Annotated in this window: 13 protein-coding genes; 6 read left to right on the top strand and 7 right to left on the bottom strand. The window is 67.7% G+C overall.

Annotation, left to right across the window (positions count from 1 at the left end; all coding sequences use genetic code 11):
• Window positions 1–249: 249 nt before the first annotated feature.
• The gene (locus MC45_RS06700; protein WP_038661075.1) at window positions 250–1353 is read left to right on the top strand and encodes a mechanosensitive ion channel family protein; all 1104 of its coding nucleotides are present in this window, start codon (window positions 250–252) and stop codon (window positions 1351–1353) included.
• Here MC45_RS06700 and MC45_RS06695 read toward each other — a convergent pair.
• The 7 genes from MC45_RS06695 to MC45_RS06665 all read right to left on the bottom strand — a co-directional run bounded on the left by MC45_RS06695 (window position 1292) and on the right by MC45_RS06665 (window position 10487).
• A complete protein-coding gene (locus MC45_RS06695; RefSeq protein WP_038661072.1) occupies window positions 1292–2713 on the bottom strand; it encodes an alpha,alpha-trehalose-phosphate synthase (UDP-forming) in 1422 nt (473 codons plus the stop codon). The genes MC45_RS06700 and MC45_RS06695 overlap by 62 nt on opposite strands.
• On the bottom strand, window positions 2695–4473 hold the full coding sequence (locus tag MC45_RS06690; protein ID WP_038661070.1) for a glycoside hydrolase family 15 protein: 1779 nt from the start codon (window positions 4471–4473) through the stop codon (window positions 2695–2697). The genes MC45_RS06695 and MC45_RS06690 overlap by 19 nt, the downstream gene beginning before the upstream one ends.
• 23 nt (window positions 4474–4496) lie before the next feature.
• Window positions 4497–5243: a trehalose-phosphatase gene (otsB, locus tag MC45_RS06685; RefSeq protein WP_038661067.1), complete on the bottom strand. Its 747-nt coding sequence runs from the start codon at window positions 5241–5243 to the stop codon at window positions 4497–4499.
• A gap of 503 nt (window positions 5244–5746) precedes the next feature.
• Window positions 5747–6451: a phosphocholine cytidylyltransferase family protein gene (locus MC45_RS06680; protein WP_038661064.1), complete on the bottom strand. Its 705-nt coding sequence runs from the start codon at window positions 6449–6451 to the stop codon at window positions 5747–5749.
• Window positions 6451–7542 (bottom strand): inositol-3-phosphate synthase, encoded by a 1092-nt coding sequence (locus MC45_RS06675; protein WP_038661061.1) that lies wholly within the window; start codon window positions 7540–7542, stop codon window positions 6451–6453. Before MC45_RS06675 ends, MC45_RS06680 begins: the two co-directional genes overlap by 1 nt.
• Complete coding sequence (locus MC45_RS06670) at window positions 7539–8273, bottom strand: CDP-alcohol phosphatidyltransferase family protein (RefSeq protein ID WP_245640861.1); 735 nt, start codon at window positions 8271–8273, stop codon at window positions 7539–7541. Before MC45_RS06670 ends, MC45_RS06675 begins: the two co-directional genes overlap by 4 nt.
• A gap of 168 nt (window positions 8274–8441) precedes the next feature.
• Window positions 8442–10487: an NAD(+) synthase gene (locus MC45_RS06665; protein WP_038661055.1), complete on the bottom strand. Its 2046-nt coding sequence runs from the start codon at window positions 10485–10487 to the stop codon at window positions 8442–8444.
• A 535-nt stretch (window positions 10488–11022) separates the two neighbouring features.
• On the opposite strand from MC45_RS06665, the gene MC45_RS06660 reads away from it, so the two are divergent.
• From MC45_RS06660 to der, 5 genes are all read left to right on the top strand, one after another.
• Window positions 11023–11391 (top strand): ArsC family reductase, encoded by a 369-nt coding sequence (locus MC45_RS06660; RefSeq protein WP_038661052.1) that lies wholly within the window; start codon window positions 11023–11025, stop codon window positions 11389–11391.
• A gap of 57 nt (window positions 11392–11448) precedes the next feature.
• Window positions 11449–12324 carry a 3-methyl-2-oxobutanoate hydroxymethyltransferase gene (gene panB, locus MC45_RS06655; RefSeq protein ID WP_038661049.1) on the top strand — a complete coding sequence of 292 codons (876 nt, stop codon included), beginning with the start codon at window positions 11449–11451 and terminating at the stop codon, window positions 12322–12324.
• Window positions 12325–12425: 101 nt separating this feature from the next.
• Window positions 12426–13181: a tetratricopeptide repeat protein gene (locus tag MC45_RS06650; RefSeq protein ID WP_038661047.1), complete on the top strand. Its 756-nt coding sequence runs from the start codon at window positions 12426–12428 to the stop codon at window positions 13179–13181.
• A complete protein-coding gene (locus MC45_RS06645; protein ID WP_038661044.1) occupies window positions 13178–14503 on the top strand; it encodes an outer membrane protein assembly factor BamB family protein in 1326 nt (441 codons plus the stop codon). Before MC45_RS06650 ends, MC45_RS06645 begins: the two co-directional genes overlap by 4 nt.
• Window positions 14504–14676: 173 nt before the next feature.
• A complete protein-coding gene (gene der / locus MC45_RS06640) occupies window positions 14677–16050 on the top strand; it encodes a ribosome biogenesis GTPase Der (protein WP_038661041.1) in 1374 nt (457 codons plus the stop codon).

Raw genomic sequence — 16050 nt, 5'->3', positions numbered from 1 at the left:
ACTCACCCCCAGTCCGTTCGCCCTGAGCTTGTCGAAGGGCAGGTGAGTCGCACCGTACTTCGACAAGCTCAGTACGAACGGTGGTGGAAGGATGCCGGGTGATCCACTGACCGATTCTCAATCTCAAAGTCTCAACGCTTCAGCGTAAATCATTCGTCTCGCGCCTCCACGTGAACACCCTTCTTCGCAGCCGCAGCATGAACCATCGCAAGCAAGGGAGCCTTAACCGCGGTCGTGCGTGTTAGCCCGATGCGTATCCCCTATCTCGACGTGACGTTGCCCGAATGGCAGGCCCGGCTGGCCGGGGTACTGGTCTTCGTGCTGATCCTGGCGGTGGTGCATCGCATCCTGTTCGCGGTGCTGCGCAAGGTCGCCAGCCGGACCGCGACCAAGACCGACGATATCCTGATCGCGCGGCTCGGGCGGCCGACCTTCTGGCTGATGATCGGCGTCGCGCTCGCCGCCTCGGGGCCGGGGCTCGACCTGCCGCGCTATTGGGAGACGATCTGGCAGCGGGTGATCGGATTGCTCACCCCGGCGATGTTCGGCTGGATGCTGCTCGCCGCGCTCACCGCCTATCGCGACCTCAGCGAGGTGCGGTTCGACATCACCGCCACCGACAATCTGCGTGCGCGGCGGCGGCGGACGCGGATCAGCATCCTCCACCGGATCGGCGTGTTCGTGCTGATCCTGTTGACCGTGATGATGATGCTGATGAGCATCCCCAGCGTCCGCACGATCGGCGTGACGCTGGCGGCCTCCGCGGGCGTCGCCGGCCTCGCGATCGGTGCCGCCGCGCAGCCCGCGCTCAAGAATTTGATCGCCGGCATCCAGATGGCGTTCACCGAGCCGATCCGCATCGACGACGTCGTCATCATCGACAATGAATGGGGGCGGATCGAGGACATCCGCCTGACCTATGTCGTCGTGCGCATCTGGGACGACCGGCGGCTGGTGGTGCCGGTGTCCAAGTTCCTCGAGAACAGCTTCCAGAACTGGACGCGCGAGACGAGCGCGTTGCTCGGCTCGGTGTTCTGGTATCTCGATCCCGCCGCCGACGTGCCGCGCATCCGTGCCAAATTGGAGGAGGTCGTCCGCGCCAATCCGCGCTGGGACCAGCGCTTCTTCAATCTGCAGGTGACCGATTCGAAGCCGGACGGGACGATGGAGCTGCGCGGGCTGATGACCGCCAAGGACGCCTCGACCGCCTTCGACCTGCGCTGCGACGTGCGCGAGGCGATCTATGCCTTCATCCGCGCGGAAATGCCCGAGGCGCTGCCCCGGGAGCGGATCATGCGGGCTCCGTCTGCTCCTGCTCCGTCTCCACTGTCGGACCCATCAGCGCATCGGTGAAGGTCTTGCGCCACCAGCCGATATCCTCGCGGGTGATGACGTCCATCATCTTGGTCCAGCGTTCGATCCGTTCCTCGCGCGGCATGCGCAGCGCGAGCATGATCGCGTCGGACATCTCCTCGGCGGAATAGGGGTTGATGAGCACCGCGTCGGTCAGCTGGCAGGCGGCACCGGCGAAGCGCGACAGGATCAGCACGCCGGGGTCCTCCGGATTCTGCGCCGCGACATATTCCTTGGCGACGAGGTTCATGCCGTCGCGCAGCGGCGTGACGAGGCCGATCTTCGCGGCGCGATAGATGCCGGCGAGCACATCGCGCGGATAGCCCTGATTGACGTAGCGGATCGGCACCCAGTCGATATCGGCATAGCCGCCGTTGATCCGCCCCGCGAGACCTTCGAGCGTGCTGCGGATCTTCTGATAGCTGCCGACGGTCGCGCGGCTGGGCGGCGCGATCTGGAGCAGGGTGACTTCCTTGCGCTCTTCCGGATGCTCGTTGAGGAAGCGTTCGTAGCCGAGGAACCGCTCCTCCAGCCCCTTGGAATAATCGAGTCGGTCGACGCCGACGATCATGTCGCGGCCGACCGCGGCGTCGCGCATCTGGCGGAAGGCGAGGCGCCCGCGCGTGCTGGTGGCGAGGCCGGCGAATTCCTTGGCGTCGATGCCGATCGGGCAGGCCATCACCTTCACCCGGCGATCGTCGAGGATCAACTCGTCCCCCTCCATCCGCGCGCCGAGTTCGGCGAGCGCATAGTCGCGGAACGAATGCAGCCATTCGTCGGTGTGGAAGCCGATGACGTCATAGGCGAACAGGCTGCGCACCAGCGCCTGCGCCTCGGGCAGGATCGACAGCAGCCGGCGCGGCGGCCAGGGAATGTGCAGGAAGAAGCCGAGCCGGTTCGTTGCGCCGCGCTTGCGCAGCTCCTCGCCGAGCGGGAACAGGTGATAGTCCTGGATCCAGACCGCGTCTTCTTCCTCGATCAGCGGCTGGACGGTATCGGCGAAGCGTTCGTTGACGCGCTGGTAGCCGCCGGCAAATTCCCGTTCGTATTCGGCAAGATCGACGCGGTAATGGAACAGCGGCCAGAGCGTGCGATTGGCATAGCCGTTGTAATATTCGTCGATATCCTGCTCTTCGAGGTCGACGGTCGCGGTGGTGACGCCCTCGTTGCGCTGGAAGGTGATCTGTCCGGTATATTCGTCGGTCTGATCGCCCGACCAGCCGAACCAGATCCCCTTATATTCGCGCAGCGCAGACGCGAGCGCGACCGCAAGGCCACCCTGTGCACCAGAGTCGGAGCCCTTCGGGGCGGAAACACGATTGGATATGATGATCAGGCGGCTCAGCGGATCGAACTCCATGGTTTTGACAACAGGGCGGCACAGTTGATCATGCCGACCAGCGAATAGGTCTGCGGGTAATTGCCCCACAATTCCCCCGATGTCGGGTCGATATCCTCGGAGAGAAGCCCCGCTGCGGTGCGCCGTGCCAGCATCTCGTCGAACAGCGCGCGCGCATCGGCGTGGCGGCCGGTGAAATGCAGCGCCTCGATCAGCCAGAAGGTGCAGACGTTGAACGCGGTCTCGGGCAGGCCGAAATCGTCCTCGGTATCGTAGCGCAGCATGTGGCTGCCGCGGCGCAGGCCCTTTTCCACCGCCTCCAGCGTGCCGATGAAGCGGGGATCGTCGGGCTCGAAGAAGCGCAGGTCGAGCAGCTGGATCAGGCTGGCGTCGAGATCGTCGCCCGAGAAGGTCGCCGACATGCGGTTGGTCTCGGGCCGCCACGCGCGCGTCTCGATTTCGGCGCGTATCGTGTCGGCGCGATCCTGCCAGAAGGCGCGACGATCTTCGAGGCCCAGGACGTGCGCGGCATTGGCGAGCCGGTCGCACGCCGCCCAGCACATCGCCGACGAATAGGTGTGGACGCTCTGCCGCGTGCGCAGCTCCCACAATCCGGCATCGGGCTGGTCGTGGAACTGCCACGCCCGCTCGCCGACATGTTCGAGGCTCTCGAAATCCTCGCGGCCCGACTGGCGGAACAGCCGTTGGTCGAAGAAGGCGTGGACGCTGCACAGCACGATCTGGCCGTAGGCGTCGTGCTGGATCTGCTCATAGGCCTGATTGCCGACGCGCACCGGCCCCATGCCGCGATAGCCGGTGAGGCCGGGGGCGAAGCGCTCCTCGAGCGTCGGTTCCCCGAGCACGCCGTATAGCGGCTGGATATGGCCGCCCGCCGCGCTGTCGACGATATTGCGCAGATAGCCGAGATAGCCCTCCAGCACGTCGAGCGCGCCGAGCCGGTTGAGCGCCTGCACGGTGTAATAGGCGTCGCGCACCCAGCAATAGCGATAGTCCCAGTTACGCTCCGACCCGGCATGTTCGGGGATCGAGGTGGTGAGCGCGGCGACGATCGCGCCGGTCTCCTCGTGCTGGCATAATTTGAGCGTGATCGCCGAGCGGATCACGACGTCCTGCCATTCCAGCGGGATGGCGAGGCCGCGCACCCATTCCTGCCATTCGGTGATCGTCTGCGCGAGCATCGCCTCGAGCGTCTCGGCGAGGTCGCCGCTGAAACTCTCGTCCGGCCCAAGGAAGAAGTGCAGCGGCCGTTCGAGGCGGAAGGCGCGCTCTTCCTGCACCATGCCGATCGGCGCGGTGGTGGTGAGACGCAGCTGCATCGAATCGAGCAGGATGCGCAGATGGTTGGAGCCGCCGATCTGTTCGCGGCAGGTGCCGCCCCAGCCGCAGGTGGTGCGCAGCTTGACGGTGACGCGCGGGCTGCCGGCGATCGGCCGGACGATGCGCGCGAAGGCGACCGGGCGATAGGTGCGTCCCGTCCGCACGAAACGCGGGCAGAAGTCGGTGACCTCCAGCACGTTGCCGGCATCGTCGGTATGCGTGCTGACGAGGATCGGCGTGTTGCGGATGTAGTGCTGCTCGACCTTGACCGAATTCTCGATGCCGATCGACCAATAGCCGCTGTCCGGCTCCGCGCCGCCGACCAGCGCCGAGAAGAGCGGATCGCCGTCGACGCGCGGCACGCACGCCCAGACGAAGCGGCCGGCACGATCGATCAACGCGCTGACCTGGCAATTGCCGATCGGCCAGAGGTCGACGCTCATCGCGGACGCATCGGGCTCAGGGGTCATGCGGCGAGGCTTTCGGTTGCGGCTTCGAGCCAATGGAGGGTCTGGGCGACGGTATCGAGACGATAAGCGGCGGCGGTGTCACGCGGCGCGCCGATCAACACGCCGGCGCCGCCAAGCGTGCGCGCGGCGACCATCGCCGGCTCGTCGGTATCGTCGTCGCCGAGGAAGACGGGGCGGCGGCCGGCCATCGCGGGACTCTGCATGAGCGCGTGGAGCGCCGTGCCCTTGTCGGCGCCGGGGACGCGGACCTCGACCATCATCTTGCCGGTCTGGAGGTGCAGGCCGGCGTCGGCGGCGAGGCGGGTGGCGAGGGCGTGCGCCGCGGTTTCGGCGGCCGGCACGGCGCGATAGTGGAGCGCGGCGCCGAGCGGCTTCTCCTCGACCAGCACACCCGATGTTGCAGTTGCGAAGGCTTTCATCTCGGTCACTATACGGTCGAGGGCGGCCGGGCGTTCCGCGCGTTCGTGCCGTCCGTCGGGCCAACGCACCTCAAGCCCGTGGCTGCCCGAGATGGCGAAATGCGGATCGCCGAACAGGGCGCGGATGCCGCTGACCGGGCGGCCGGAGATGATCGCGACGCGGCCGTCGAGCCGATCCGACAGCCGCTCTATCAATGCGGCGAGGCGCGCGTCGACCGCGACCGCCTCCGGATGCTCGGCGAGTTCGACGAGCGTGCCGTCGAAGTCGAGGAACAAAGCGGCGTCGCGGAGCAGGTCGGCGGGGGGCGGGGGGAGGTGCGTCACGCGGCGCGGTGTCGGGGATCGGGCGGCGGGGGTCAAGGTGGTGACAGCGACGGGGCGGGGACAGACGACGTTGCAAGGAACGGCAGTGATGCTAGATCGTTACAAATGTTCGGCGTGAAAGGCGATTGACATGAAAGTTGCCATATCTTTCGCGGTCTGTTTAGCCGCATGTGGAACGGCTACGGCCCAGATGCGACAGGGCGTGCCATATCCTTCCAGTGCGGAGATCCGTGCCGCAGGGCAGGGTGCTATTGGGCGTTTGCAGGGCGATGCTTTTTACGGTTCCGGCAATCGTGCTGCCGAAAGGCACTGCCTGACGGAGCGCAAGACCGGCCGAACGGTCTGTAAGACCAAGGAGGAGTGGAAGCGCGAAGCCACGCGGATCGCATCTTCGCAGCGGCAGGATGGTACTGGCCGCTGACGTTCGCGACTAAGACGTCTTTCTGACTTCGCCAGTTGCCGCGTCTTCGGATAAAATCCTCTCCCGCGAGGGGAGCGCCGGGTCAGGCCGCGAGCTTGGTCATCCAGCCTTCGGCGTGGGCGAATGCCGGCGCGTCATCCACGTCCAGCCAGTCGAGGTCGCTGCAATCGACGATCTTCGCGCTGCCTTCGGCGGCTAGCAGGCGGACGCCTTCGGTCAGCGACGGGCTGTCGAGCGTCGCCAGCACCTCGAAGAAGCGTTGCGAGACCGCGAAGATGCCGGTGTCGTAGCAATCGTGCGGTTCGAGGCCCTTGCCGATCGCGACGATCCCGTCGCCGCGCGTCGCGACGCAGGTGACGTCGAGCGGGTCGACCCAGGCATGGCCGAGACGGCGGTCGATGCCGAGCCGCAGGCCGTCGCCGGCGCCAGCCCTGGCGAGACGGCGATAGTGGCGCGGCTGGACGAGGTGATCGCACATAGCGAGCACCGCGCCCTGCGGCCCGATCAGCGCGCGCGCCGCCAGCGCCGACACGCCGTTGGGCTGATGATAGTCGGTCATCACCGTCACCACCTCGAGCGGCCATTGCCGACCGGCGAGGTGGGCGGCGATCGCGTCGGCGCCATAGCCGAGCGAGACGATCGCACGCGTCAGCCCCGCCGCCGCCATGCCGTCGAGCGCATGGTCGATCAAGGCGCGCCCCGCCACCGGGCAGAGCGGCTTGAACGGCGTTACCGCACGGAGCCGGCTGCCCTGTCCGGCGGCGAGCAGCAGGCCCGTGGTGATCATCAGGCGGCCTTGATGAACGCTTCGACCGCGGTCTGGGCGAGGTCGTCGGTCATCTGCGTGCGCGGGTGCTTGCAGAAATAGGCCGAGGCGGGATCGATGACGCCGGCGATGCCGCGGTCCTTGGCAATCGCCGCGCAGCGGATCATGTCGATCGCGACGCCCGCCGAATTGGGCGAATCCTCGACCGAGAGGCGCAGTTCGAGGTTCATCGGCACGCCGCCGAACAACTGGCCTTCCATGCGCAGGAAGCAGACCTTGTTGTCGTTCTGCCACGGCACGTAATCCGACGGGCCGATGTGGACGTTGTCGTCGTCGAGCCGCTCCGCCGCGACCGACTGGACCGCCTCGGTCTTCGAGATCTTCTTCGATTCGAGCCGGCGGTGGTTCGACATGTTGAGGAAGTCGGTGTTGCCGCCGGTGTTGAGCTGATAGGTCCGGTCGAGCTTGACGCCGCGCTTGGCGAACAAATCGGTCAGCACGCGGTGGACGATCGTCGCGCCGAGCTGCGCCTTGATGTCGTCGCCGATAATCGCGACGCCGGCATCCTCGAACTTCTTCGCCCATTCGGGGTTCGACGCGATGAAGACGGGGATGTTGTTGACGAAGGCGACGCCCGCCTCGAGCGCGCATTCGGCGTAGAATTCGGTCGCCTGCTGGCTGCCGACGGGCAGGTAGTTCATCAGCACGTCGGTGCCGCTCGCCTTGAGTTCGGCGACGACGTCGGCCTTGCTCGGCTGCGTGTCGTTGGCGACGATGAAGGTGCGGTCGTCCTTGTAATCGGCCATATGGTCGGCGACGCCGTCGAGCACCGCGCCCATCTTCACGACGGTGCCGGTCGCCGGCACGTTGGCGGCGAAGACGGCGGTGCAGTTCGGCTTGGCGAAGATCGCCTCGGCGACGTCCTTGCCAACCTTGCGCGTGTCGACGTCCCAGGCGGCGACGACCTTGATGTCGGAAGGCTTATAGCCGCCGAGTTCCCAGTGCATCAGGCCGACGAGATCGTTGGCGCCTTCGCGATAATGCTCCAGCCCCTGGACGAGCGAGCTCGCGCAGTTGCCGATGCCGACGATGGCGATGTTGATGCTCTTCATGAATGACCCTGTTCGCTTGGATAAAGAATGGACTGCGGCGTGGCGCCGTGAACGAAACGGCGCTCGACGCGCCGGTGGCGGTAAAGACCGACCGCGCAGACCAGCGTCAGCGGGACGATCTCGAACCAGAAGAAGAGGCGTGGGCTGCCGAGCAGGCACGCGGCGCACACCGCCCAGACGCGGACGTTGGCGGTGAGCAGCGACTGCAGTCGCATCACCGGAACGGCGGCGGCGGCATAAGCGGCGGCGAAGGCGGACGGGTCCTCGGCGGCGCCGAAGCGGCGCTCGAACGGCATCGAGATGCGGTCGACCGACCCCGCGACGCTGTCATACAGGCGGACGAGGACCATGCCGGTCGGCACCGGCACCGTGGCGAGCGGCGTGCCGCGGGTGCGGCGGTGGAAGCGGGCGCGCTCGCCTTCGTAAAGGCTCGACTGGACCGCGTGGCAGCCGCCCGCGGCGATGGCGAGCATCCAGCCGCCGGTCGTGCCGATCGTCCAGGCGAGCGACAGATAGATCAGCGCGAAGACACCGTGGTCGCACAGCCCGTCGAGCGTGCGGCCGAGCGCGCTCGCGGTCTTGGTCGCGCGCGCGATCATGCCGTCGAGTCCGTCGGCGACCAGCCAGGCGACCGAGAATACCAGACCGACCAGCGCCATCGCCGGATCGCGCCAATGCGCATAGGCGACCGCCGCGACCGTGCCGCAGGCAAGGCCGATCAGCGAGACCATATTGGCCGAGACACCGTGCCGCAGGGCAAGGGGGAGCAGGGCGTGCGACGCTGGGTGAATCAGGTAGAGATTCGATGGGTCCTCGATCCGGCGATCGCGCGAGCCATCCCGGGGAGGCGGTGTCATCAGATCTTCATAATGCGCCTGCCCCCTTATAAAGGCAAGATTCTATGGAACGTTTCGGCGCAACTCGTCGAGCCACACGGCCGCCGTGCCGTCCGAGGGGGCGCGCCAGTCGCCGCGCGGGCTCAACGCGCCGCCGCCCGACACCTTCGGCCCGTTGGGAATGGCGGAGCGTTTGAACTGGCTGAGCTGGAAGAAACGGACGACGAACCGCTCCAGCCAATGTTTGATCGTCGGCAGATCGTAAGCGGTGCGCGCCTCGGCGGGAAAGTCCGCCGGCCAATGCCCTGACGCCGCGTCGCGCCATGCATGCCAGGCGAGGAAGGCGACCTTCGACGGGGCGAGCCCGTGACGGACGACGTAATGCGCGAAGAAGTCGTTGAGCGGATAGGGGCCGATCATCGACTCGGTGCTCTGCATCGTGCCGTCGGCCCCGGCCGGGACGAGCTCGGGGGAGATTTCCTGGCCGAGGATCGTCGACAGCACCCCGTTGGTGGCGTCGTCATATTGGCCGGTGCGGATGCACCAGCGGATCAGGAACTGGATCAGCGTCTTGGGCACGCCGCTGTTGACCGCATAATGGCTCATCTGGTCGCCGACGCCATAGGTGCACCAGCCCAGCGCCAGCTCGCTGAGATCGCCGGTGCCGAGCACGATGCCGCCGCGCTGGTTGGCGAGGCGGAACAGGTAATCGGTGCGCAGGCCCGCCTGCACGTTTTCAAAGGTGACGTCGTAGACCGCCTCGCCGTTGGCGAAGGGGTGGCCCATGTCGGCGAGCATCTGGCGCGCGGCGGGACGGATGTCGATCTCGTCGGCGGTGCAGCCGAGCGCGCGCATCAGCGCCCAGGCGTTGCCTTTGGTGGCGTCGCCGGTGGCGAAGCTTGGCATGGTGAAGCCGAGGATGTCGGCGCGCGGCCGGCCGAGCCGATCCATCGCCTTGGCCGCGACGATCAGCGCATGCGTCGAGTCGAGGCCGCCGGACACGCCGATGACCAACGTCTTCGACTTGGTGGCGGCGAGCCGCTTGGACAGCGCCTCGACCTGGATGTTGAAGGCTTCGTAGCAATCCTCGTCGCGGCGGGCGGGGTCGTTGGGGACGAAGGGGAAGCGGCGGATCGGCCGTTCGAGACCGATGTCGGTGAGACTGGGTTGGTGCGCGAAGCCGATGCGGCGGACGCGCGTCTCGGGATGACCGGCGGCGGCGGCCGAATCGTTGAACGTGCCGTTGCGCAGCCGCTCCTGCACGATCCGTTCGAGATCGACGTCGACGACGGCGAGTTCGGGCGCCTGCACGAAGCGCTTCGATTCGACCATCAGGTCGCCGCATTCGTAGACGAAGCCCTGACCGTCCCATGCGACATCGGTGGTGCTCTCGCCCGGGCCGGCGGCAGAATAGACGTAGGCGGACGACGTGCGCGCCGATTGCGCGGCGGCGAGCAGCATCCGCTCGCGCCCCTTGCCGATGACGATGTTGGAGGCGCTGAGGTTGCAGCAGATCGTCGCGCCCGCGAGTGCGCCGGCGGTCGAGGGCGGGGTGGGCGCCCAATAATCCTCGCAGATTTCGGCATGGACGACGAAGCCGGGCAGATCGTCGGCGGCGAAGAGCAGGTCGGTGCCGAACGGCACGTCGGCGTCGCCGAGGCGGATCGTCAGGCCGTGCAGGCCGAGGCCGGAGGCGAACCAGCGCTTTTCGTAATATTCGCGGTAATTGGGCAGGAAGGTCTTGGGCACGACGCCGAGGATGCGGCCGCGGTGGAGCGCCACCGCGGTGTTGTAGAGCCGGCCGTTGCGGACGAGCGCGGCACCGACGAGCAGCAGCGGCGCGAGGCCGGCGGTCTGTTCGGCGACCGCGAGGACCGCGGCCTCGCTGGCGCGCTGCTGCGCCGATTGCAAATGGAGATCGTCGATCGCGTAGGAGGTGAGGTTGAGCTCGGGGAAGACGACGAGATCGACCCCACGATCGTGCGCCTCGCCCGCCATCGCGACGGTCGCGGCGACGTTGGCGGCGACGTCGCCGACGCTGGCGAGCGGCGTCGCGGCGGCGACGCGGGCGAACTGATGGCGGTGGATCGAGGGGAAGGCGTCGGTCATGGAGCGGTGGTAGCCGTGATGATGGGGAGAAGTCACCCTTTGCAACGACTGGTCCGGGAGGGGGCAGGATGCATGGGTGGCGTGAAACTGGTCTCGCCCGCGACCGGGTGGGCAGTGGAATGCGCTTTCTCTGATCGTCATCCCGGCGCAGGCCGGGACCCACGGATGCGGAACGCCGATGGTGGGGGCAGACGCTGGCTGCATCGTGTCCATGGGTCCCGGCGTTCGCCGGGATGACGATGGGGCGTACGTCCGATCACCTCGTGGCAACGCGGACGGTTATACGGGGCGGGGGGTCATACGGGGACACCCCATCCGTCGTCATCCCCGCGGAGGCGGGGATCCAGATCCGCAGGTGTCGCGATGGAGCGGTGAGGTCCGCGGGTATGGATCCCCGCCTGCGCGGGGATGACGGTTTGGGGGTGGGGGATACGCTCTCCCCCTACCGTCGTCCCCGCGCAGGTCGGGACGCATGGAAGCATGGCGCCGATGGTGAGCGCGTGGCGTCCTGCTCACGGCGTGGTAAGGGCGCCGCATGAACACGATCGTTTATGGCATCCGCAATTGCGACACGGTGAAGAAGGCGCGGGCGTGGCTGGACGGGGCGGGGATCGCCTACGAATTCCACGACTATAAGACGCAGGGCGTCGACCGGGCGCGGCTGGAAGGCTGGGTGGAGCGGCGCGGCTGGGAGGTGCTGCTCAACCGCGCCGGGACGACGTTCCGCAATCTGCCCGACGCGGACAAGGCCGACCTCGACGCGGTGCGCGCGGTCGCGCTGATGTGCGCGCAGCCGTCGATGATCAAGCGACCGGTGATCGAGGCGGGCGAGACGCTGCTCGTGGGGTTCAAGCCGGCCGAATGGCAACAGGCGTTGGGGGAAGGCGGCGCCGCGATACGGTAAGCAGGGCGCCGATCGACGGCTCTGGATCGCGTCCGCGCCGCGCGGTACAGCCGCGCGATGTCCACCACCTATACCATCGATACCGCCACCAGCCGCGCCAATCCCACCCCGGCGCCGCGCAAGCGGTTGACCGTGCCGGCGATCCGCCGGCGCAAGTCGAGCCGGGAGGGCGGCGGCGAGCCGCTGGCGATGCTCACCGCTTATACCGTGCGTACCGCGCAGTTGCTCGATCCGCATTGCGACATGCTGCTGGTCGGCGACAGCCTGGGGCAGGTGATCTACGGCCTGCCGTCGACGGTGCCGGTGACGCTGCAGATGATGGCGGCGCATGGCGCGGCGGTGGTGCGCGGCAGCTATCATGCCGTCGTCGTCATCGACATGCCGTTCGGCAGCTACGAGGCCTCGCCGCAGCAGGCGTTCGAAAGCGCGGCGTTCCTGCTCAAGGAAACCGGCGCGGCGGCGGTGAAGCTGGAGGGCGGCGAGGCGATGGCGCCGACGGTGCGCTTCCTTAGCGAACGCGGCATCCCGGTAATGGGCCATGTCGGGCTGACGCCGCAGGCGGTCAACGTGCTCGGCGGCTATGGCGCGCGCGGCAAAAGCGAGGCGGAGGCGGCGAAGATCGTCGCCGACGCCACCGCGGTCGCCGAGGCGGGCGCCTTCGCGGTGGTGATCGAGGGGGTGATGGAGCCGATCGCGATCCGCATCACGCAGGCGATCGCCTGTCCGACGATCGGCATCGGCGCCTCCGCGCAATGCGACGGGCAGGTGCTGGTGGCGGAGGACATGCTCGGCCTGTTCGAGCGCACCGCGCGCTTCGTGAAGCGCTACGACGACATGGCCGGGCGGATCTCCGCCGCCGTCGAAGCCTATGCCGGCGAGGTCCGCGCGCGCGTCTTTCCGGGACCCGAGCAGATCTATCCCGCGAAGGACTAGGCAGGCGACGCCCTCAACCCGCCACATTTCCCGTGCTTTCGTTTCGCCGACGTCGCCGCTAAGAGTGCGCGCCACTTCCTCTGTCTGTTCCGGAGCCCTCCTTGGCCCTCACGCCGCAAAACAACCAAGCGTTCCTGCGCGAAGTCGACGACGAGCTGCGCCGCGATCAGTTGACCAGCTTCTGGGAGCGCTACGGCCGCTGGACGATCGCGGGAATCGTGGTGGCGCTCGCGGCCTTCGCCGGCGTCCTCTACTGGCAGCATCGCCAGACCGAGGCGGCGGGGGTCGAGGGCGAGCAATTGCAGGCGGCCTATGACTCGCTCGGCGCGGGGCAGGCCGATCAGGCGAACAAGGCGCTCGCGCCGATCGCCGGCTCGGGCCGCGAGGGCTATCGCGCGCTCGCGCTGATGACGCAGGCCGACATCCTGCTCGGCAAGAAGCAGGACAAGGCCGCCGCCGCGCTCTTCGCCAAGATCGCCGCCGACACGAGCCTCGCGCAGCCGTTCCGCGACATCGCGCTGATCCGCCAGACCACCGCCGAATTCGACACGCTGAAACCGCAGGTCGTCATCGAGCGGCTGCGGCCGCTGGCGGTGCCGGGCAACGCCTATTTCGGCAGCGCCGGCGAGCTGGTCGCGATCGCCTATCTCGACAGCGGCCGCAAGGACCTCGCCGGCCGGCTGTTCGGCCAGCTCGCGCAGAGCGACGCCGTCCCCGACTCGATCCGTCAACGCGCGGTTCAGATGGCCGGCACGATGGGGGTCGACACTGCGGGTGCCGACGGCGGCGCGAACGTGCGCATCGTCTCCCCCGCCAGCGCGGCCGCGGCACAATCGAAGGAAGCACCTGCGCAATGACGACCAGATATCGGGCCTCGGTGGCCGTCGCCGCGCTGATCGCGCTGTCTTCCTGCGGCATCTTCAAGGGCGGCGCCAAGAAGACCCCGACGGTCGGCGAGCGCGTGCCGATCCTCGCCTCCGAAAACGCGATCGAGGCGGACAGCACGATCGCCGACATCCAGGTGACGCTCCCCGCTGCCGAGGCGAACGATGCCTGGACGCAGCCGGGCGGCAATGCCGCCAAGTCGATGGGCCAGCTCGCACTCGCCGCGACGCCGTCGCGCGCGTGGCAGGCGTCGATCGCCGGCGGCTCGAACCGCGAGCGGCTCGGCGCGGCGCCGGTGGTCGCGGACAACAAATTGTTCGTCGTCGACGTCGCCGCGCAGGTCCATGCCTTCGCCGCCGATACCGGCGCGAAATTGTGGGACGCCTCGGTCAGCAGCGGCGACGAGAACCGCCCGGCGCGCTTCGGCGGCGGCGCGAGCTATGACGAGGGCCGCGTCTTCGCGACCGACGGCGTCGGCGACGTCGTCGCGCTCAATGCCGCGGACGGCAAGGAGATCTGGCGTGCCAAGCCGGGCGGGCCGCTGCGCGGCGCGCCGACCGTCGCCAACGGCTCGGTCTATGTGCTGAGCCAGGACAATCAGATCTTCGCGCTCGATCAGAGCGACGGCAAGGTCCAGTGGGCGCAGTCGGGCACGCTCGAGACGCAGGGCGTGTTCGGCGTCGCCGCACCCGCCGCCAGCCAGGGGACGGTGGTCGCCGGTTTCTCGAGCGGCGAGCTCAACGCCTATCGCTACGAGAACGGCCGCGTGCTGTGGGGCGACGCATTGTCGCGCACCTCGATCACCACCTCGGTGTCGAGCCTATCGGACATCGACGCGGCGCCGGTGGTCGACAACGGTCGCGTCTTCGCGGTCGGCCAGGGCGGACGCATGGTCAGCCTCGACCTCGCCACCGGCCAGCGGCTGTGGGAGCAGAATTTCGCCGGCATCTCGACGCCATGGATCGCGGGCGAGTGGCTGTTCGTCGTCACCGACGATGCGCGCCTCGTCTGCCTCGCGCGGTCGAACGGCAAGGCACGCTGGATCGCGCAATTGCAGCGGTTCAAGAACGCCAAGAAGAACAAGGGGCCGCAGGTCACCTGGTTCGGCCCGGTGCTGGCGGGCGGGCGGCTGGTGCTGACCAATTCGCTGGGGCAGGTGGTGTTCGCCTCGCCGACCGACGGCAGCATCGCGACGACGGTCGAGGCGAAGGACAGTTTCGCGCTGCCGCCGATCGTGGTGAAGTCGACGCTGTACACGCTGGGACAATCGGGCAAGATCACCGCGTATCGGTAAAGCCGATCCTCCCCGGCACGGGGAGGGGGACCATTTGCGAAGCGAATGGTGGAGGGGGGCTTCCACAAGCGAGTCGTGCGTGGAAGCCCCCCCTCCGTCAGCGCTGACGCGCTGCCACCTCCCCGTGCCGGGGAGGATTGGTATTTCCCGCCACCTCTTCTAAGAGCCGGGGCATGTCCCGTATTCCCACCGTCGCGATCGTCGGCCGTCCCAACGTCGGCAAGTCGACGCTGTTCAACCGTCTGGTCGGCAAGAAGCTCGCGCTCGTCGACGACCGGCCCGGCGTCACCCGCGACCGGCGCGAGGGCGATGCGCATCTGATCGGCCTTGACTTCCGCGTCATCGACACCGCGGGCTATGAGGATCACGACGCCCAGACGCTGCCCGGCCGGATGCGCATCCAGACCGAGGCGGCGATCGGTCAGGCGGACGTCGCGCTGTTCCTGTTCGACGCGCGCGCCGGCATCGTGCCGCTCGACGAGGAGATCGGCCGCTGGCTGCGGTCCTCGACCACGCCGGTGATCCTCGCCGCCAACAAGGCCGAGGGCAGGGCGGGCGAACAGGGTATCCTCGAATCGCTCAGCCTCGGCTTCGGTGACCCGGTGCAATTGTCCGCCGAACATGGCGAGGGGATGGGCGACCTGTTCGAGGCGCTGCTGCCGCATATCGAGAAGGCGCTCGCCGCAATTCCCGAGGAGGACGAGGACGACCGTCCCGACGCGCCGCTCAAGCTCGCGATCGTCGGTCGGCCCAACGCGGGCAAGTCGACGCTGATCAACCGCATGCTCGGCGAGGACCGGATGATCACCGGCCCCGAAGCGGGGATCACGCGCGATTCGATCGCGGTCGACTGGCTGTGGCACGATCCCAAGGGCGAACCCCGCCCGGTGCGGCTGATCGACACCGCCGGCATGCGCAAGCGCGCCAAGGTGCAGGACAAGCTCGAGAAGATGTCGGTCGCCGACGCGTTGCACGCGGTCGACTTCGCCGAGGTCGTGGTGCTGCTGCTCGATGCGACGCTGGGGCTGGAGGCGCAGGACCTGCGCATCGCCGACAAGGTGCTCGAAGAGGGGCGCGCGCTGGTGATCGCGCTCAACAAATGGGACGTGGCGGAAAATGCCTCGTCTTTGTTCAACGGCGTCAAGCGGGCGTTGGAGGATGGCCTCAGCCAGGTGAAGGGCGTCACCGTGATGACGGTATCGGCGGCGACCGGCAAGGGCATCGACCAGCTGATCCAGGCGGCGTTCGATACGCGCGAGGCGTGGTCGAAGCGCGTCGGCACCGGCGAGATGAACCGCTGGTTCGAGCGCGCGATCGAGGCCAACCCGCCGCCCGCGCCCGGTGGCAAGCGGATCAAGATGCGCTACGTCACGCAGGTCAAGACGCGGCCGCCGAGCTTCGTGGTGTTCGGCACCCGCGTCGACCAATTGCCGGCAAGCTACGAACGCTATCTCGTCAATTCGATGCGCAAGGAACTGGGCTTCGGCGCCGTTCCGGTGCGAATGACCTTTCGCGCGCCGAAGAATCCGTTCGACAACAAGGAATAA

Source organism: Sphingomonas taxi, from assembly GCF_000764535.1.
GTDB classification, from domain to species: Bacteria; Pseudomonadota; Alphaproteobacteria; order Sphingomonadales; family Sphingomonadaceae; genus Sphingomonas; species Sphingomonas taxi.
The sequence above is the reverse complement of the archived record's forward strand: the minus strand, read 5'-3'. Positions and strand labels throughout refer to the sequence as shown.

Coding starts and splice junctions, on each gene's coding strand:
- MC45_RS06660 (WP_038661052.1), top strand. CDS start 11,023: ATGAACACGATCGTTTATGGCATCCGCAATTGCGACACGGTGAAGAAG.
- MC45_RS06665 (WP_038661055.1), bottom strand. CDS start 10,487: ATGACCGACGCCTTCCCCTCGATCCACCGCCATCAGTTCGCCCGCGTC.
- panB (WP_038661049.1), top strand. CDS start 11,449: ATGTCCACCACCTATACCATCGATACCGCCACCAGCCGCGCCAATCCC.
- MC45_RS06645 (WP_038661044.1), top strand. CDS start 13,178: ATGACGACCAGATATCGGGCCTCGGTGGCCGTCGCCGCGCTGATCGCG.
- MC45_RS06675 (WP_038661061.1), bottom strand. CDS start 7,542: ATGAAGAGCATCAACATCGCCATCGTCGGCATCGGCAACTGCGCGAGC.
- der (WP_038661041.1), top strand. CDS start 14,677: ATGTCCCGTATTCCCACCGTCGCGATCGTCGGCCGTCCCAACGTCGGC.
- MC45_RS06680 (WP_038661064.1), bottom strand. CDS start 6,451: ATGATCACCACGGGCCTGCTGCTCGCCGCCGGACAGGGCAGCCGGCTC.
- MC45_RS06670 (WP_245640861.1), bottom strand. CDS start 8,273: ATGGTCTCGCTGATCGGCCTTGCCTGCGGCACGGTCGCGGCGGTCGCC.
- MC45_RS06690 (WP_038661070.1), bottom strand. CDS start 4,473: ATGAGCGTCGACCTCTGGCCGATCGGCAATTGCCAGGTCAGCGCGTTG.
- MC45_RS06700 (WP_038661075.1), top strand. CDS start 250: ATGCGTATCCCCTATCTCGACGTGACGTTGCCCGAATGGCAGGCCCGG.
- MC45_RS06695 (WP_038661072.1), bottom strand. CDS start 2,713: ATGGAGTTCGATCCGCTGAGCCGCCTGATCATCATATCCAATCGTGTT.